16 protein-coding genes and 1 pseudogene are annotated in these 17,985 nt (G+C 68.7%); 3 read left to right on the plus strand and 14 right to left on the minus strand.

All coding sequences use genetic code 11. From position 1 onward, the window contains the following. Positions 1-21 precede the first annotated feature (21 nt). Positions 22-963 carry a methylenetetrahydrofolate reductase gene (locus ATK30_RS06810; protein WP_101434822.1) on the plus strand — a complete coding sequence of 314 codons (942 nt, stop codon included), beginning with the start codon at positions 22-24 and terminating at the stop codon, positions 961-963. On the opposite strand, the gene ATK30_RS06815 is transcribed toward ATK30_RS06810, so the two are convergent. The 13 genes and pseudogenes from ATK30_RS06815 to ATK30_RS06875 all read right to left on the minus strand — a co-directional run bounded on the left by ATK30_RS06815 (position 941) and on the right by ATK30_RS06875 (position 12,783). Beyond that, a complete protein-coding gene (locus ATK30_RS06815; RefSeq protein ID WP_244194541.1) occupies positions 941-1,429 on the minus strand; it encodes a hypothetical protein in 489 nt (162 codons plus the stop codon). The two genes, ATK30_RS06810 and ATK30_RS06815, sit on opposite strands and share 23 nt — an antisense overlap. Next, positions 1,426-1,964, minus strand: a pseudogene (locus ATK30_RS06820) (hypothetical protein). The gene ATK30_RS06815 and the pseudogene ATK30_RS06820 overlap by 4 nt, the downstream one beginning before the upstream one ends. Continuing rightward, complete coding sequence (locus ATK30_RS06825; protein ID WP_101434823.1) at positions 1,964-3,205, minus strand: MCE family protein; 1,242 nt, start codon at positions 3,203-3,205, stop codon at positions 1,964-1,966. The pseudogene ATK30_RS06820 and the gene ATK30_RS06825 overlap by 1 nt, the downstream one beginning before the upstream one ends. Further along, positions 3,205-4,401: an MCE family protein gene (locus ATK30_RS06830; RefSeq protein ID WP_101434824.1), complete on the minus strand. Its 1,197-nt coding sequence runs from the start codon at positions 4,399-4,401 to the stop codon at positions 3,205-3,207. The genes ATK30_RS06825 and ATK30_RS06830 overlap by 1 nt, the downstream gene beginning before the upstream one ends. Further along, entirely contained in the window at positions 4,398-5,594 is a 1,197-nt protein-coding gene (locus tag ATK30_RS06835) for an MCE family protein (RefSeq protein ID WP_101434825.1), read from the minus strand. The genes ATK30_RS06830 and ATK30_RS06835 overlap by 4 nt, the downstream gene beginning before the upstream one ends. A gap of 34 nt (positions 5,595-5,628) precedes the next feature. Beyond that, complete coding sequence (locus ATK30_RS06840) at positions 5,629-6,660, minus strand: MlaD family protein (protein ID WP_167441850.1); 1,032 nt, start codon at positions 6,658-6,660, stop codon at positions 5,629-5,631. Continuing rightward, the gene (locus ATK30_RS06845) at positions 6,657-7,694 is read right to left on the minus strand and encodes an MCE family protein (RefSeq protein ID WP_101434827.1); all 1,038 of its coding nucleotides are present in this window, start codon (positions 7,692-7,694) and stop codon (positions 6,657-6,659) included. Before ATK30_RS06845 ends, ATK30_RS06840 begins: the two co-directional genes overlap by 4 nt. Beyond that, positions 7,691-9,046 (minus strand): MCE family protein, encoded by a 1,356-nt coding sequence (locus ATK30_RS06850; protein ID WP_101434828.1) that lies wholly within the window; start codon positions 9,044-9,046, stop codon positions 7,691-7,693. Before ATK30_RS06850 ends, ATK30_RS06845 begins: the two co-directional genes overlap by 4 nt. Further along, complete coding sequence (locus tag ATK30_RS06855) at positions 9,043-9,903, minus strand: MlaE family ABC transporter permease (protein ID WP_101434829.1); 861 nt, start codon at positions 9,901-9,903, stop codon at positions 9,043-9,045. The genes ATK30_RS06850 and ATK30_RS06855 overlap by 4 nt, the downstream gene beginning before the upstream one ends. 1 nt (position 9,904) lies before the next feature. Next, positions 9,905-10,696 carry an MlaE family ABC transporter permease gene (locus tag ATK30_RS06860; protein ID WP_101434830.1) on the minus strand — a complete coding sequence of 264 codons (792 nt, stop codon included), beginning with the start codon at positions 10,694-10,696 and terminating at the stop codon, positions 9,905-9,907. Between the two features lie 117 nt (positions 10,697-10,813). Further along, positions 10,814-11,578 carry a glucose 1-dehydrogenase gene (locus ATK30_RS06865; protein WP_101434831.1) on the minus strand — a complete coding sequence of 255 codons (765 nt, stop codon included), beginning with the start codon at positions 11,576-11,578 and terminating at the stop codon, positions 10,814-10,816. Between the two features lie 13 nt (positions 11,579-11,591). Next, entirely contained in the window at positions 11,592-12,473 is an 882-nt protein-coding gene (locus tag ATK30_RS06870) for a 3-oxoacyl-ACP reductase (protein ID WP_101434832.1), read from the minus strand. 124 nt (positions 12,474-12,597) lie between these two features. After that, a complete protein-coding gene (locus ATK30_RS06875; protein ID WP_101434833.1) occupies positions 12,598-12,783 on the minus strand; it encodes a ferredoxin in 186 nt (61 codons plus the stop codon). Between the two features lie 103 nt (positions 12,784-12,886). Between ATK30_RS06875 and ATK30_RS06880 the strand changes: the two genes are divergently transcribed. After that, positions 12,887-14,050 carry an acyl-CoA dehydrogenase family protein gene (locus tag ATK30_RS06880; RefSeq protein ID WP_101434834.1) on the plus strand — a complete coding sequence of 388 codons (1,164 nt, stop codon included), beginning with the start codon at positions 12,887-12,889 and terminating at the stop codon, positions 14,048-14,050. 11 nt (positions 14,051-14,061) lie between these two features. Beyond that, positions 14,062-15,090, plus strand: a complete 1,029-nt coding sequence (locus ATK30_RS06885; protein WP_101434835.1) for an acyl-CoA dehydrogenase family protein — start codon at positions 14,062-14,064, stop codon at positions 15,088-15,090. Here ATK30_RS06885 and ATK30_RS06890 read toward each other — a convergent pair. Continuing rightward, on the minus strand, positions 15,074-17,839 hold the full coding sequence (locus tag ATK30_RS06890) for a bifunctional acetate--CoA ligase family protein/GNAT family N-acetyltransferase (RefSeq protein WP_101434836.1): 2,766 nt from the start codon (positions 17,837-17,839) through the stop codon (positions 15,074-15,076). The two genes, ATK30_RS06885 and ATK30_RS06890, sit on opposite strands and share 17 nt — an antisense overlap. Between the last annotated feature and the right edge of the window lie 146 nt (positions 17,840-17,985).

Here is a 17,985-nt window from a genome sequence, read left to right on the forward strand (position 1 = left end):
CCCGGCTGCTAACTTCCGCCCATGGCGGACCACACTCTCCAGCAGCTGCTGACCAGCCCCGACCGCGGCGTCCTCCTGTTCGGCATCACCCCGCCCCGCCTCAGCACCTCCCCGGAGCGGATCCAGGAGATCACCGCCGCCACGCTGGCGCGGCTCGGTTCCCTCGACGTCGACGGGCTCGCCCTCTACGACATCGACGACGAGAGCGACCGCAACCCGGACGAGCGGCCGTTCCCCTACCTGCCGACCCTCGACCCGGCCGTCTACCACGCGGACTATCTCAGCGAGTGGGACCGTCCGGCGGTCATCTACCGGTGCGTCGGCAAATACCCCGAGGCCGAGCTGCGGGAGTGGCTGCGGGCCGCCGACACCGACCGCGTGCTGTCCGTCTTCGTCGGGGCGTCTTCCCAGCACAAAGAGGTGCACACGAGCCTGCCCGAAGCGCAGGCGCTCCGCCGGAACGTCCGGCCGGACCTGCTGCTCGGCGGCGTCGCCATCACCGAACGGCCCGACGAGCACCTGCGGCTGATCGCCAAACAGCAGGCAGGCTGCGCGTACTTCATCTCGCAGGTGATCTACAGCACCGACGCGGCCAAGAGCATGGTCTCCGACTACTTCTACGCCTGCCGCGAGCAGCAGCTCGAACCCAAACCGGTCCTCTTCACCCTCTCCGTCTGCGGTTCGGCGAAAACGCTGGCGTTCCTCAAGTGGCTCGGCGTCCACGTCCCCCGCTGGCTGGAGAATTCCCTGCGCCACGCGGACGACACGCTGGCCGAGTCGTACGAGCAGTGCCTGGCGAACGCCCGCGAGCTGGCTGCCTTCTGCCGCAAGCTCGGGATGCCGTTCGGCTTCCTCGTGGAGAGCGTCTCGATCCGCAAGGTCGAGATCGAGGCGTCGGTGTCTCTCGCGAAAGACGTCGGCGCACTGCTCGACCGGACGGTTACAGCGGATCCAGCGCGGTGATCTTCCACTGCCCGTCGGTGCGATGCGCGGTCACCGACAGCTGTCCCACCGACGACTGAGGCGCGCCACCACCGGGCAGGATCGTTTGCTGGTCAAGGAAAAGCAGCAGGCTCGCGTCGTCGCCGTGCAGGGAGCGGACCCCGATCGCGCGCACTGTCGTTGTCCGGACGAGCTTTTCGTTCGTCGCGCGTTGGCGTGCCGCGGCGAATTGGCTTTGGTACTGCCCCACCGCCGAGCCGGTCAGCACGTCGGCCGCGGCGCGAGCCGTGCGGTCCAGGTTCGCGTAGTCGTACGAAAAAACTGCCTTGACCGCAGCGCTGACCTGGTCGGCGACCTGCGAAGTGGCTGCGGTGTCGACCATCGCCTCGTCGTCCTCCGGGTGCAGCAGCGACGCCTGCACCCCGAACCACACCGCGCACGTCAGCGCGACCCCGAGCACGCCGGCAGCGATCGTCCGCCGGTTCACGAGCCCACCGCCTGGACGCCGCCGATCTTCCACGTCTCGCCGTCTCGCGCGAAGTCCACGGCCAAGCGCGCCTGCTTCGCCGAAGGAGCGCCATCGCCGGTGCTCACGCGGACGTTCAGGACCGCGATCAGCCGCGCCGTGCCCGCGGCGGGGTTCAGGTCGGTGACCGCGGCCTGCACCAGGGAAGCCGTCGACACGGTTCTGGTGCGTTTCGCGCGGTCGATCTGCAGTTGCCGGTCGCCGGAGAGGTCTTTGCCGTACTGCCCGGTCGTCGCGGCGATCCAGCGTCCACGTCGACCGCGCTGGTGCGGTAGTCGATCGTGTTGAGCGTGACCAGCTCGGTGCTCGCGGCGGCCAGCACCGCGTCCCGGGCGCGGCCGCGGGCGAGGCCGTCGTCATGCGCCGCGCTCCACCACGACCAGCCGAACCACGCGGCGGCCAGCACCGCGACGACGGCCAGCACGGTCAGCACCCGTCCGTTCCGCAAGGACTGCGCCGGGACGACCTCGTCCTTCTCCGCGGTATCCACAGCCATCACGAACCGCCCAGCAACGCGCCGAGCCCGCCCTTCGGCGGCGCGCTCAGCTGCCCCAGCAGACCCGGCAACTGCTGCTGCGAACCCTGGTCCGAAGGCGCGGAAGCCTGGGGCGCAGCCGGAATCGCGGGCGGCTTCCCCGCGTACGGCGCGTTCTGCGCGCCCCGAACCTCGACCGGGCTGCCCGGCGGCTCCGCGCAGTAAGCGTTCATGTTGACCGGCGCTTCGCTCGTGTCGTTGGCCGGGCGCTGTTTCGTGCCCTCGTAGCCCTTCGTGCACGAATGCGGATCGAAGAAGTTGAACACCACGCCCAGATGCCCGGTGCCGTCCGGCGAAGTCGACGGCGAGAACGCCGAGATCACCGGATACGCCACCAGCAGTTCCTCGATCGCGTCCTTCCGCATCGAGGTGACCTGCGCGGTGGTGAGCGAGTTCGCGAACAGCACGCCGAGATCGGTCCCGGAAGTCGCGAGCACGTCGCTGATCTGCCGGCTCAGCTGCGGTGCTTCGTCGATCACCTTGCGGATGGCCGGATCCGACGACTTCAGCTGCCCGGCGATCGTCTTCAGCCCGGACGCGAACGCCGTGATGTTCTGCGCCTGCCTCTCCTGCGTCGCGAACACCGTGCGGGAATTCGCCAGCAGCCCTTGCGTGTCCGGCACGTATTGCGCGGCCGTCGCGGTGAGCGAACTGGTGCTGTCCAACAGTTTCTGCAGCTGCGGCCCGGAACCGGCGAACGCGTCGTATGTCTCGTCCACCACGGTCTTCAGCGACTCCGGATGGACGCTCGCGACCAGGCCGTCGAGATGCGACAGGACGGAATCCGGCGTCGCGGGGAGCGACGTGCGGTCCTGCGTGATCACCGCTCCGTCCTCCAGGTAAGGCCCGGACTCGCGGTCGGGCAGCAGGTCCACGAACTGCTCCCCCACCGCCGACCGGTTCGCGACCTGGGCGTGCAGCGCGGACGGGATGTCCGGGCCGCCCGAGTCGATGTCGAGCCGGACGTCGATGCCGTGCGGGGTGAGCGTCATGTCGCCGACCCGGCCGACCGTGACACCGCGGTAGGCGACCTCGGAGTTGACGAAAATCCCGCCGGAGTCGGGCAGCTGGAGCGTCACGTGGTAGCCGCGGTTGCCGAAGATCCGGTCGAGACCGGCGTAATGCCCGCCCGCGTACGTGACCGACACGACGGCGATCACGAAGAACACCAGCAGCTGGATCCGGATTTTGCGCGTGGTCATCAGCCGCCTCCCCCCAGACCGCCGAGCAACCCGCCCAGCACCCCGCCGTACCCCGGCTTCGTGCCGCCCGCGGGCGGCGGGGTGGCGGGCAACGGCAACGGAAGCTGCGGCGTCCCTTGCCCGGCAACGGGAGGAGCGCCGCCGGTCGCGGGCGTCGTCGGCAACTGGAACGGCGGCTGCGACGAGTTCGTGAAGTTCTGCACCAGCTTGTCGAGATCGAGGTTGACCCGCGCGTCGACGTTCGCGTAGTCGCCCTTGATCACGTTGCCCGCGTAGTCCGGGAACGGGTAGGTGAGCAGGATCTGCAGCGCGTGCGGCAGATCCTGGCCCGCCGCGCTGAGCTGGCGCAGCGTCGGCTCCAGCGCCTTGAGGTTCGCGACGAGCTGGTCCCGGCTGCGGTTCACCGTGTCCACCGCGACGCCGGACAGCTTGTTCAGCGCGTTCAGCATCCCCACCAGCTGGTCGCGCTGGTCCGCGACGATCTTCAGCCCGGGCGCGAGTTTGTCCAGCGCGGTGGCGAGGTTCTGCTTCTGCCCGGCGAGCGTGGTCGACAGCTTGTCCAGTCCGTCGATCGCGCGCAGGATCTCGCCCTTGTGCCCGTCCAGCTGGGTGGCCAGGTCGTCCACTCGGGACAGCAGCGCGCGCATCTGCGGTTCGTTGCCGGACAGCGCGTCGTTGAGTTCGTGGCTGATGTTCTGCAACTGGTCGACGCCGCCGCCGTTGAGCAGCAGCGACAACGCGCCCAGCACCTCTTCGATCTCCGGGTTGCGGTTCGTGCGGCCGAGCGGGATCTGCGCCCCGTCGGCGAGCTTGCCGGACGGCTTCTCCGCCGTCGGCGCGCTCAGCTGCACGAACTTCTCGCCGAGCAAGCTGGACTGGCGCAGTTCGGCGCGTGCGTTGGCGGGCAGCTGGACGTCGCCGTTCACCGTCATCGACACGAGCGCGGCGCGCGTGTCCGGGGTGAGCGCGATCCGGTCGATCCGTCCGACCGCGACGTCGTTCACCTTCACGTTCGCCTGCGGCACCAGGTCCAGCACGTCGGTGAACAGCGCGGTGACGTGGTACGGGTGGTCGCCGACGTCCGGGCCGCCGGGCAACGGCGTCGAGTACAGCCCGTTGAACCCGCCGTCGCTGCATCCGGCGAGCACCAGGACTCCGGCGAGCACGCCCGCCAGTCGTTTGCGGAGGCGGTTCACTTGGCGCCTCCGGGTTTCTGCGTCAGCACGTCCGACAGCGGCAGCGGCAACGGCGGCAGCTGGCCGTTCTCCAGCGAGTTGATCGCCTGCGGGATGGACGGCAGCTTCAGCGTGCCGTCGAGCACCGGCGCGAGCTTCTTGCAGATGCTGCCGAGCGTGTCCGGAATCGGCTTCGGCGTGCCCGCGCTGATCAGCCGGCACACGGTGAGGATCGGCGGGTTGGTGATCTCGTTCAGGTTGTCGCGCACCGCGATCGTGCCGGACGCCGCGTCGTAGGTGTTGATGAAGTTCGTCGCGCCGGTCGGCGCGATGTCGAGCACCTCGGCGAGCGCGGCCCGCTGGTCCACCAGCACCTTGGTGAGCGACGCCAGTTTGGCCACATTGGACGAAAGCCCGTTCTTGTTGTCCGCCACGAACTGCTTCACGTCCTGCAGCGACGTGGCCAGCGAATCGAGTGCGGCCCCGACGTCGTGCGAATCGTCGGCGAGGAATCCGCTGACGTCCGCGAGCCGCTGGTAGAACTCGTTGAGCTGACTGTCGCTCTGGGACAGCGCGGAGGTGAAGGAGTTCAGGTTCTTCACCGTGGAGAACAGGTCGTCCTTCGAATCGTCGAGCGTGCCGGCCAGTTCGGCCAGCCTGCTGACGGTCGAGTTCAGGTCCTTGCCGTTGCCCTTGAGGTTGGCCGCGGCGGTGTCGAGCAGATCGGAGAACGCGCCGTTTTTGTTGGCCCCGTTGGGTCCGAGCGCGGTGGACAGCTTGTCGAGGCTCGCGTAGAGGTCGTCCAGTTCGACCGGCGTCGCGGTTTTGTCGCGCGCCAGCACGGTTCCGCTCGCGAGCGTCGGACCGCTGTCGTAGGCCGGGGTCAGCTGGACGTACCGGTCGCTCACCAGGCTCGGCGAGACGACGACCGCGCCGACGTCCTTCGGGATGGGGACGTCGTCGTTCACCTTCATGTCCACGCGCACCGCTTGGCCCGCCGGAGTCACCGCGGTGACCTCGCCGACCGCGACGCCCAGCACTCGCACGGACGAACCGGCGTAAAGGCCGACGGTTTTCCCGAAGTACGCCGAGATTTTGGTTCCGCCGGTGTCGCGCAGCACGAGGTAGATGCCCGCGGTGAGCAGAAGCGCTGCCACACAAGCGAACCCAAGCCAGGTGACCAGACTTCGTCCGGCGCGAGTCTCAACAGTCATGACGCCTCCGCGGGAACACGAACGTCGGCGGTAGTCATCGGCCACCCACCCCCTGATCAGGCGCGGAGATCGGCGGCGTGCAGCCCTCCGGGTTGATCGACAGCCCGCCCGCCGTGATCGTCGGCGGCAGCAGGCCGCACAGGTACCCCTCGAACCAGCGCCCGTTGCCGGTCGCGTTCGCGCCGACCCGGGCGAACGGGGCCATCAGCTGCAGGCTCCGGTCGAGGTTGCCCTGGTTGCGCTGCAACACGTCGGTGACCTTCCCGAGCGCGGCGAGCGTCGGCCCGATCTGCGTGCGGTTGTCCGCGACCAGCCCGGACAGCTGCTGCGAAATCTGCTGCGTGCCCTTGAGCAGCGTGCTGATCTGCTCGCGGCGCTGCTGCAGCTCGGTCAGCAGCAGATTGCCGTCGCTGATCACCTGCTGCAACTGGGCGTTCCGGTCGGACAGCGTCTTCGAGATCTTGCTCGTGTTGGACAGCAGCGCGTGCAGATCGGCGTCGCGCGAGGACACCGTCTTCGACAACGCCGACAGCCCGGACAGCGTGTCCTTCAAGTACTGCGGACTGTCCTTAAGGGAATCCGACAGCGCGGTGAAGCTCTGCGCCAGCTGTTTCGTATCGATGTCGCCGACCGTCGTGGACAGCTGGTTGAACGCGTCCTGCAACTGGAACGGCGTCCGCGTCCGCTGCACCGGGATGGTGTCGCCGGGTGACTGGGTGCCGCCGCCCTTCGTGTCCAAAGCGAGGTACTTCTCCCCCAGCAGCGTCTTGATCTCGATCGAGGCCGTCGACGCGTCGCCGACCCGCACGCCCTTCACCCGGAACTTCACGAGCACCTGTTTGTGCCCCAGCTCCACCGAGGTCACCTGCCCGACCTTGACGCCGGCGACCTGCACCTCGTTGTCCGGCGCGAGCCCGGCGGACTCGGCGAACGCCGCGGTGTAGGTGGTGCCGTTGCCGAACATCGGGATGCTGTCGGAAAAGTACGTCACCGCGGTGATCAGCACGATGAGCACCAGCGTCACCGCGCCGACGCTGGCCTGGTTCCGGTCCTTCAGTCGTTTCACGGCCCACACCTCGGCGCGCGTTCGGTGCCGGGAATCGGCACGATCGGCAGCGTCACGTCGAGCGAGGAAACGCCGATGGTGCCTTCGATCCCGCACAGGTAGTAGTTGAACCAGCTGCCGTAGCTCAGGGTCCGGGTGAACTTCTCCAGGTTGCCCGGCAGCACCTGCAGCAGATGCTCGATGAGCGGCTGCGAATCGTTGAGGTTGTTCGACAGCTTCCCGAGCTGGGTCACGTCCTCCTGCACCGCGGGACGGGCGTCGGCGAGCAGCCCGGCGGTCGCGTTGGTCAGGTCGCCGAGCGCGCCCACTGCGTCGCCGATCGGCTTGCGCTGCTCGGCCAGCCCGCTCACCAGCCGCTGTGTCTGGTCGACGAGGTCGCCGAGTTGCGTGCCGCGCGCGTTGACCGTGCTGAGCACCTGGTTGAGGTTGTCGATGACCTGCCCGATCACCTTGTCCTTGCCCGCGATCGCCGTCGTGATCGACGCGGTGTGCGACAGCAGGCTGGTGATCGTGCCGCCCTCGCCCTGGAACACCTGCACGATCTCGGCGGAAAGCTGGTTGACCTCCTTCGGGTTCAGCGCCTTGAACAGCGGTTTGAACCCGTTGAACAGCACCGTCAGGTTCAGCGCCGGTTTCGTCCGCTCCGGCGGGATGGTGTCGCCGGGGGACAGCGTGCCGCCGCCATTGACGTCGGTGCCGAGCGAGAGGTAGCGCTGGCCGACGAGGTTGCGGTACTTGATGGTCGCGGTGGCGAGCGAGGGCAGCTTGTACGCCGATTCGACGAGGAACCGGACCTCGGCGTAGTTCTGCTCGCCCTGATCGACCCCGATGGTCTCGACCTGGCCGACCTTCACGCCGGAGATCCGCACGTCGTCGCCCGCTTGCAGGCCGGACGCGTCGGTGAACTTCGCGATGTAGGACGCGGTGCCGCCGAAGTTCGTGTTCGCGATCGTGGTGGCGAGGATCCCGGTGAGCAGCACGGTGACCACGGCGAAAATGCCGATCTTGACCAGCGCCGGAACGAACGACCTCATTTCAGCTCCACCTCCGCCCCGCGGTACAGCGGCCCGACCAGCAGCGCCGACCAGCCCGGCACGTTCTCCGGGCTGGTGTTCAGCGTCGGCGAGGCGAGCAGGTCGAGCAGCTTCTGCTCGTCGGCCGACCCGACGATGCTCGGCGCGCCGCCGGTCGATCCCGACCCGCCGGGCAGCGGGCCGTTGGTGAAGTCGCTCGGCAGCGTGCCGTCCGGATCGTGCGGCGGGGCGGGTTTGGTCGCCCCGTCCTTCACCGGGCCGTCCGGCGGATACTGCGGCCAGCGCCCGGGTTTCGGCACCTGCGGGTAGCAGCGCGGGCCGCGTTTGTCGTCGTACTTCGGCTCGTCGACGCCGGGCAGGTACTTGCCGCGGCTCGCCGAGAACTCGATCGTCACGCGGCTGACCTCCGGATGCGCGGTGCCCTTGCCGAACGCCAGCTCGGCGGTCGGCACCGACCCGGCGAGCTGCTTGAGCAGGCACGGGTATTCCGGCGCGTACTTCGCGAGCACGTCGAGCGTGGGCTGCACGGCGGTGGTGAGACGGATGATGTTGTCCTTGTTGACTTCCAGGAAGCGCGTCAGGTCGGTCGCGGTGCCGCTGACCGAGGAGTACAGATCGGTCAGGCCGCGCTGTTTCTCCACAATCGTCTGCGTCGTCGTGGTGAGGTCCGACAGCGCCTGCAGCGCGTCCGGGGCGGCCTTGTCGTAAATGCCGGAAACGTTGGCCAGCCCGGTGATGTCCGCCTTGAGGTCGGGCAGCGACGGGTTGAGCTGGCCGAGGTAGTCCGACAGCTGAGTCAGCGTTTCGCCGAGCTTCTTGCCGCGTCCGTCGAGCGCGGCGGACACGGCGTTGAGCGTGCTCGAAAGCTTCTCCGGCTGCACCGCCCGCAACAGCGGCATGACGTGGTTGAGCACCTGCTCCAGCTCGATCGCGGTGCTGCTGCGGTCCTGCGGGATGACGTCGCCCGCCTTGATCGGCCGCTGCGGCTGTTCGGGCAGCTGGAGCGCGACGTACCGTTCGCCGAACAGCGTTTTCGGCAGCAGCCGCGCCGAAACGTTCGCCGGGATCACGTCGGTCTTGTCCGGCTGCAGCGCCAGTTCGAGCTCCGCGTGGTCGCCGACCGCCCGCACGTCGCGGATCTCGCCGACGAGCATGCCGCGCACCTTCACGTCGCCGCCGACGCGCAGCTGGCTGCCGACGTGGTCGGTCTCCAGCTTCACCAGCGTCACCGGCGTGAACACCTTGCGGTACGCGGCGATCGTCGTCGTGAAGAACAGCGCCGCCACGACCAGGAAGATCAGCCCCAGCAGCTGGTACTGGAGCCGTTTGCGCAACTCTCGACGGGTACTCATCCGGATATCCGCACTGTCGTGTTCGCGCCCCAGATCGCGAGGCTCAGGAAGAAGTCCAGCACCGAGATCAGCACGATCGACGTCCGCACCGCGCGGCCCACCGCGATGCCCACCCCGGCCGGCCCGCCGGACGCGGTATAGCCGTAGTAGCAATGGGAAAGGATCACCAGCACGCTGAACACGATCACCTTCGCGAACGACCACAGCACGTCCTCCGGGGGGAGGAACAGCGTGAAGTAATGGTCGTAGGTGCCCGCGGACTGGCCGTAGAGCCAGATGGTGATCTGCCGCGACGCGAGATACGAGGACAGCAGGCCCACCGCGTACAGCGGGATCACCGCGGTGACCCCGGCGAGCACGCGGGTGGTGACCAGGTACGGCATGCTCGGCACGGCCATCACTTCGAGCGCGTCGATCTCCTCGGAGATCCGCATCGCGCCGAGCTGGGCGGTGAACCCGCAGCCGACGGTGGCCGACAGCGCGAGCCCGGCCGACAGCGGAGCGACCTCGCGGGTGTTGAAGTAGGCCGAAATGAACCCGGTGAGCGCGGCGGTGCCGAGCTGATTCAGCGCCGAATACCCCTGCAGGCCCACGATGAGGCCGGTGAAGAGCGTCATGCCGATCATCACGCCGAGCGTTCCGCCGATCACCGCGAGCCCGCCGGTGCCGAAGCAGACTTCGGTGAGCAGCCGCGTGGTTTCCCGGCCGTAGCGGCGGACGGTGCGCGGCGACCAGGCGAGCGCCCGGCCGTAGAACGACAGCTGCTTCCCGAGTCCTTCGAGACTCGCGCCGGGGCGCGCGATGATTTCGAGCGTCCGGTCGGACGCGCGGGTCTGCTCGATCGGTTCGGCCGTCATGTCACAACGCCTTCGGGGGCACGACTTTGAGGTACACGGCGGTCAGCACGACGTTGATGAGGAACAGCAGCAGGAAGGTGATCACCACCGCCTGGTTCACCGCGTCGCCGACGCCCTTCGGGCCGCCCGCCGGGTTCAGCCCGCGGAACGCGGCGACCACGCCCGCGACGAAGCCGTACAGGAACGCCTTGATCTCGCTGATCCAGAGGTCCGGCACCTGCGCGAGCGCGTTGAAGCTGGCCAGGTACGCGCCGGGCGTCCCGCCTTGCAGGACGACGTTGAAGAAGTAGCCGCCGAGCACGCCGACCACGCTGACCAGGCCGTTGAGCAGCACCGCCACCACGATCGCGGCGAGCACCCTCGGCACCACGATGCGCTGCACCGGGTTGACGCCGAGCACTTCCATCGCGTCGATTTCCTCGCGGATCTTGCGCGCGCCGATATCGGCGCAGACCGCGCTTCCTCCGGCCCCGGCCACCAGCAGCGCGGTGATCAGCGGGCTCGCCTGCTGCACGATCGCGAGCGCGCTGGCCGCGCCGGTGAACGACTGCGCGCCGATCTGCGTGGTCAGCGATCCGAGCTGCAGCGCGATGACGGCGCCGAACGGGATCGCGACCAAGGCCGTCGGCAGGATGGTCACGCTCGCGAAGAACCAGCACTGCTGGATCCATTCGCGGAATTGGAACGGGCGTTTGAAGATCGCCCGCAGGACCTCCCAGGACAGCGTGGCGAGCCGGCCGACCTGGGTCAGCGCCGCGGTGCCCGGGAGAGTGACCGAGCCGCTTCCGCCCACCGCACCTCCCAGTAGTCACCCCCGAGTCTTGCCCATCCCCGCCCGCCGATTTCGGTTAGCGGTGTTCACTCCCGTCCCTTCGGCCCCCAGTCGTCACCTTAGGCGCACCAGCACCGTTCACAGTTTCAACGCGTGGGTCGCGGTAGCCCCGCCGTCGGCGACGAACTCGCCGCCCGTGCAGTACGAACTCTCGTCGCTGCCGAGGAACACGAGCAGCGGCGCGATCTCGTCGGCGCGGCCGACCCGGCCGAGCGCGACCTTCTTGCCCACCCAGGACACGTCCACGTCCGCGCCCGCCGCGTCGGACACCATCTTCGTGTCGATCATGCCCGGGTGCACCGAGTTGACCCGGATCCCGCGCGCGCCCAGTTCCAGCGCGGCGACCTTGGTCATCCCGCGGATCGCGAATTTGGTCGCCGTGTAGGCGACGAGGAACGGCATCCCGGCCAGACCCTCCACAGAGGACACGTTGACGATGGAGCCGCCGCCGGCCCCGGCCATGGGTTCAACGACCGAGCGCATGCCGAGAAACGCCCCGATCTGGTTGATCCGCACGACGCGTTCGTATTCGGCCAGCGGCGTCTTCGCGAGCTCCGAAAAGTACAGCACCCCGGCGTTGTTGACCAGCACCGTCGGCGGCCCGAATTCGGTCACCGTGCGCTCGACCGCCGCGGTCCAGCCGTCCTCGTCGCTCACGTCGAGATGGCAGAACACCGCCGACGCGCCGAGTTCGGCGGCGAGCTCTTTGCCCTCCTCGTCCAGAACGTCGGCGATCACCACTTTCGCGCCTTGGGCGACGAACGCCCGCGCGGCGGCCGCGCCCTGTCCTCGGGCAGCGCCGGTGATGAGGGCGACCTTGCCGGAAAGCCGGTGCTCAGTCATGCGTCCTCCGGGTTCAGGGCAGCGAAAGCAGATCGGTCGCGGCGAACATCCGCTCCGGGTCCCGACCGGCGAAGTGCGCGCCGACGGTCGCGGCGAGTTCGCCGGTGGTCCAGGCGCCGTTCGCGGCGTCGAACCGCTCCTCCACCGACGGCGGCTTCAGCAAGGCGACCATGCCGCCGTGCACGACGAAAACCTGGCCGTTGACGGCGTCCGCGTCCGGCGAAGCGAGGAATGCGACAAACGGAGCAACGTGTTCGACTGACAACGGATCGAGCCCGTCCTTGGGTGCTTCGCCGAAGACATCCGCGGTCATCGCGGTGCGGGCACGCGGGCAGATCGTGTTGGCGCGCACGCCGTATTTCGCCAGCCCGCGCGCCGCGGACACGGTGAGCGCCGCGATCCCCGCCTTGGCCGCCGAGTAGTTGGGCTGACCGGGAGAACCGACCAGGAACGCCTCGGAAGCGGTGTTCACCAGCCTGCCGTACACCGGCCGTCCCTCCATTTTGGAGCGATCGCGCCAGTACGCGGCGGCGTTGCGGGACAGCAGGAAATGCCCGCGCAGGTGCACCGCGATGACCTTGTCCCAGTCCTCGTCGGACATCGAGAACAGCATCCGGTCGCGGAGCACTCCCGCGTTGTTCACGACGATGTCGAGGCTGCCGAAGTGGTCCACCGCGGCGGACAGCAGTTCCTTCGCGGTTTCGGCCGCCGAGACGTCGCCGGCGACGGCGAGCGCTTTGCCGCCGTGCTTTTCGATCTCGGCGACGACGTCCTTCGCCTCGCCGATGTCGTTGACCACGACGGACGCGCCTTCGCGGGCCAGCGCGAGCGCCTCGGCCCGGCCGAGCCCCGCTCCTGCCCCGGTGACGACAGCGACCTTGCCCTCGAGCGTCATCGAACCGCACCTGCCCGGTCGTCGTTCGTGTTCCGCGTCGACGGTTCCACCCGCGAGCCTCCTCGTCGAAGCCTGCCTGACGCAGCACAGACTAGAATCTGTTCTCGTATTGAGCAAGCCCCGATTAACCGGTCGTGAACAGGGCGTTCTTCGGGCAGCTCTGGACCGCTTGCGAAACACGTTCTACTTCACTGTCCGGAACCGGTCCGATGACCAGGTTCTCGTCGTCGTCGAGATCGAAGACCTCCGGCGCGAACCCCACGCAGACCGCGTTCGCCTCGCACAGCGACCGGTCGACACTGACCTCCATGCTTCCTCCCGTCCGCCACTCCTGGTACAACTAGAACAGGTTCTAGCTTACCGCCGGGGCCCGGTACGACACCACAACGAGACCGGCGGGGTGGAGGTGACGGGTGCGGATCGACTACACGCCGCGGCAGCGGGCGCTGGCCGCCGAGCTGCGGGAGTACTTCGCCGAGCTGATGACGCCCGCGCGGCGGGAAAGCCTCGCCGCGCCCGGCGGCGAGTACGGTGACGGCTTGGCGTACAAGGAAATCGTGCGGCAGCTCGGCAAGGACGGCTGGCTCGCGCTCGGCTGGCCGCGCGAGTACGGCGGCCAGGACCGGAGCATGCTCGACCAGCTGATCTTCACCGACGAGGCGGCGGTCGCCGGGGTGCCGGTGCCGTTTCTGACGGTGAACACGATCGGGCCGACGATCATGCGGTTCGGCACCCCGGAGCAGAAGGCGTTCTACCTGCCGAAGATCGCCGCGGGCGAGCTGCATTTCTCGATCGGCTACTCCGAGCCGGGCGCGGGCACGGACCTCGCCTCGCTGCGCACGCGGGCGACCCGCGACGGCGACGAGTACGTGGTCAACGGGCAGAAAATGTGGACCAGCCTGATCGAGTACGCCGATTACGTGTGGCTCGCCGCGCGCACCGATCCGGAGGCGCGCAAGCACAAGGGCCTGTCGATCCTGATCGTGCCGACCTCCGCGCCGGGCTTCTCCTGGACGAAGGTGCACACCGTCGCCGGCCCCGGGACCAGCGCGACCTACTACGACGACGTCCGCGTGCCGGTCGCGTCGCGGGTCGCCGAGGAGAATGCGGGCTGGCCGCTGATCACCAACCAGCTCAACCACGAACGCGTCGCGCTGACCTCGGCCGCGCCCGTGCGGAAAGCCCTGGCCGACGTCGTGGAATGGGCCCGCGCGGAGTCGCTGACCGACCGCGAATGGGTCCGGACGCACCTCGCGCGCGTGCACGCCTGCGCGGAGTACTTGAAGCTGCGCAACTGGAAGATCGCCTGGGCCGCGGCGGCCAGCGAACTCGGTCCGGCGGAGGCGTCGGCGACCAAGGTGTACGGCACCGAGATGGCGATCGAGGCGTACCGGCTGCTGATGGAAGTGGTCGGCGCGGCCGCGGTCGTGCGCGACGGCTCCCCCGGCGCGGTGCTCGCGGGACGGCTGGAACGGCTGCACCGTTCGGCGTTGATCCTCACTTTCGGCGGCGGCACCAACGAGGTGCAGCGCGACATCGTCGCCGCCACCGCCCTCGGCCAGCCCGTGACGCGTTAGGAGTTCTCCCGGTGGACTTCTCCCTCACCGAAGCACAAAACGACCTCTCCGCCCTGGCCCGGCGCATCCTCGCCGACCAGGTCACCGCGGAATCGCTGGGCCCGCACGGATCCGGCGGCTTCGACGCTCCACTGTGGACTGTTTTGGCCCGCTCCGGCGTCCTCGACGCAGCCCTGCCCGCGACGGTCGGCGGCGGCGGTTTCGGTTTGCTGGAACAGTGTTCTGTCCTGATCGAGATCGGCCGCGCGGTCGCGCCGGTCCCCTATCTGTCGTCGGTCGTCCAGGCTGGCTCGGTGCTCACGGACCCATTGCTGGCTGAGCGATGGCTGTTGCCGGTTTCGCGCGGTAAAGCCGTGCTCGCTGTCGCTTTGGGTGGGTTTTTCGTCGCTTCAGATGGGCGCCTCACGGGTACGCAGACCGCGGTCCCCTTCGCGGCCTACGCGGATGCCTTGCTCGTCGAAGCCAACGACGGCGTGTACATCGTCGAGAAGGACGCCGTTGGGGTCTCTATCGAAGCGCAGTCCACGACCGATCACGCGGACGCCGGGCTCGTCACGCTGTCCAACACTCCCGGAGTCGCTCTCGGCGATGTCGGCGAGCAGCTGCGCCTTCGCGGCACGCTCGGCGCTTGTGCACAACAGTTGGGCGTCTTAGAACGCGCGCTTGAGCTGACGGCTGCGTACACGCGCGAGCGCAAGCAGTTCGACAAGGTGCTAGGCAGCTTCCAGGCCGTGCGACACCGCCTCGCCGACGCGTACATCGACGTCGAAGCCGTAAGGCTGACGCTGTGGCAGGCAGCCTGGAAGCTCTCCGAAGGCCTCGACGCAGCCGCAGACGTTGCTACCGCGAAGTTCTGGGCCGCCGAAGCCGGACACCGTGTCGCGCACACCGCGGTGCACCTGCACGGCGGCGTCGGCATCGATGTCGAACACCCCGTGCACCGCTACTTCGCCGCCGCGAAACGCCTGGAGTTCACCAGCGGCGGCGCGACGGAGCAACTGTTGGGCCTCGGCGAGCTCGTGGTCAGTCCAACGGCGTGATGTGCCGCAGCCGACGCGGTCCGGTATCCGGCCGCGTCGGCGGTGCGCCCACCACCAACCGTGCGTTGGCAACGAATGCCCCGTCCGGCGACGCGAGTATCGGATCCAAGGCCAACGACCGCACCTCAGGGTTGTCCTCCGCGAGCGCCGCGACGCGCAACACCATGTCCTGCAACGCCGCGAGGTCCGCAGGCTCGTCACCGCGATACCCCGTCAGCAACGGCGACGTACGCGGCTCTCGGATTAGCGTCGCCGCGTCGACGTCCGTCAACGGCACCGCCCGGTACGCGCGGTCGCCGAGCAGCGTGCTGACCAACCCGGACAGCCCGAACGACACGAGCGTGCCGAACGACGGGTCGTCTTGCAGCCCGATCACGCACGACAGCCCCTTCGGCGCCATCTGCTGCACGTATACGTCTTCGTCACCGGATACCGCGCACAGATCCCGGTACGCGACGCGTACGGAGTCTTCAGACGTCAGGTCAAGCCGTACGCCCGCGAGATCCGGCCGTCCGCGCAACCGCTCGTCCACCGCTTTGAGCGTGACGGGGTAGCCAAGCTCAGCCGCCGCACCGACGGCCGCGTCTTCGCTGGAAGCCACCCGGAATGGCACTACGTCCACGCCGTAACAGCTGAGCAACCGCACCACGTCGTCGTCGGACAGCAGCGTCGAACTGCCGTCCTCCGGCAGCAACTCGCGCACGATCTCCTGCGCCTGTTCGACGTGGAGACCGCTGGGCCGCACCAACGTTCCCTGTGGCCGCTGCCGCCACGCGGCGTACCGCACTACGCGCGCCAACGCGTTCACCGCTCGCTCCGGGCTCGAGTACGACGGAATCGACCCACGCGTCGGCACCCCGTCGTCGGAAAGCACCGCCAGCTCGTCCGGCACGCCTTCAGCAGCGAGGAACGTCGAGACGATCGGCTTCGACTGCTTCATCTCCGACACCGCTTCGCGCAACGCTCGCGCGTACGCGGTGCCAGGAATCGCCACCGGCGGCGCGAAAACCGCTATCAACGCGTCAGTGTCCGGCGAATCCAACGCCTCCCGCACCGCCGTCGCGAACTCGTCCGGCCCGGCCTGCGGCCCGATGTCGACCGGATCGAACGCCAGCCGCAACCCCTCCGAGCGGGCCGTATCGGCCGCCAGCAGCCCGATCGCACTGGAGTTCCCGACGATCCCGATGCGCGGCCCCGCCGGCAGCGGCTGGTGCGCGAACACGAGTGCGGTGTCGAACAACTGCGCCAGCGACTCGACCCGGACGACCCCGGCCTGCTCGAACAGCGCCTGCACACTGGCCTCGTCGACCTCCGCCGACGTCGCCGCGAGCTGCGGCCGCACCGCGTGCCGCCCCGACTTCACCGCCACGATCGGCTTCGACCGCGCCAGCCTGCGCGCCAGCCGCGCGAACTTGCGCGGGTTGCCGAACGACTCCAGATACAGCAGCACCAGGTCGGTGTCCGGGTCGGTTTCCCAATACTGCAGCAAGTCGTTGCCGGACACATCCGCCCGGTTGCCCGCCGACACGAACGTCGACAAACCCAGCCCGCGCGACCCCGCGTCCGCCAGAATCGCCGTCCCGAGCGCCCCCGACTGGCAGAAGAACCCGGTCCGCCCGCGCTTCGGCAACCGCGGCGCGAGCGTCGCGTTGAGCCGGACGTCCTTGGCGGTGTTCAGCACCCCCAACGCGTTCGGCCCGACCACGCGCATCCCGTGCGCCCGCGCCTCGCCGACCAGCCGCAACTCCGCGTGCAACCCGAGCGGCCCCGACTCCGCGAACCCACCGGACACGATCACCAATGTCTTGACGCCCTTAGCCAAACAAGCGTCCAACACCGATTCGACGGCCTCCGCCGGAACCGCCACCAACGCCAGATCGACCGGATCCGGAATATCCAGCACGGACGGATAAGCCCGCACCCCGCGCACCGACCGATGCTCCGGATTGACCGGATACACCGCCCCCGCGAAATCGGCGGCGAGCAGGTTCGCGAACGCGACATGCCCGACCTTGGTGGGATCCGCGCTCGCCCCGATCACCGCCACCGTGTCGGGATGGAGCAGATTGTGCACACTCCGCGCTTCCGCGGCTTGTTCCCGAGACCGCGCGACCGCAAGCGACTCCTCGGTGGGGTCGATGTCGAACTCGAGATGCAGCACGCCTTCCTCGATCGCGCGGCTGACCTGGTAACCGGCGTCGCGGAACACGCGCACCATCGTCGCGTTCTCGCTCAACACCTCGGCCACGAACCGCCGCAACCCGCACTCCGACGCGGCCGCGGCCAGATGCTCCAGCAGGATCGACCCGAGCCCGCGCCCCTGATGCTTGTCGTCGACGACGAACGCGACCTCCGCCGAAGGCCCGTGATCGAGCCTCTCGTAGCGCCCCACCGCGACCACGTCGTCCCCCAGCAAGGCCACAAACGCGACCCGATCGTGGTGGTCCACAGTGGAAAACCGCTCCAGATCCCGCGGCGGGATGCGCGGGTAGGCACCGAAGTAGCGGAAGTACCTGGTGCGGTCGGAAAGCCTGCTGTGCAGGGCTACGAGCCCGTCGGCGTCGCTCGGGACGACGGGTCGCAAGTGGACAGTGCCACCGTCGGAGAGGACGACGTCGGCTTCCCAATCGCGCGGGTAGTCGTAGGGATCGCGCTTCCCGTCCGTGCTGCGGTGTTCGGGGTTCTTGCCTTCCGCGGTGGGGTTCGCGGCTTCGGCAGACTGGCCGGACGCACCAGGCTTTCCGCTCACCGCAGTTTCGCCCCGCAAGTCGCTCTCGGCAGCGGAGCCCGGCGACCCGGCGGCAGCACTGCCGGTCGCCGGTGTTCCTGCCGCACCAGGTCCTCCCTCAGCGTGGCGGGCAGGATTCTGCGCTCCAGATCCGCCAGACCCACGGG

Source organism: Amycolatopsis echigonensis (assembly GCF_002846615.1).
GTDB classification, from domain to species: Bacteria; Actinomycetota; Actinomycetes; order Mycobacteriales; family Pseudonocardiaceae; genus Amycolatopsis; species Amycolatopsis echigonensis.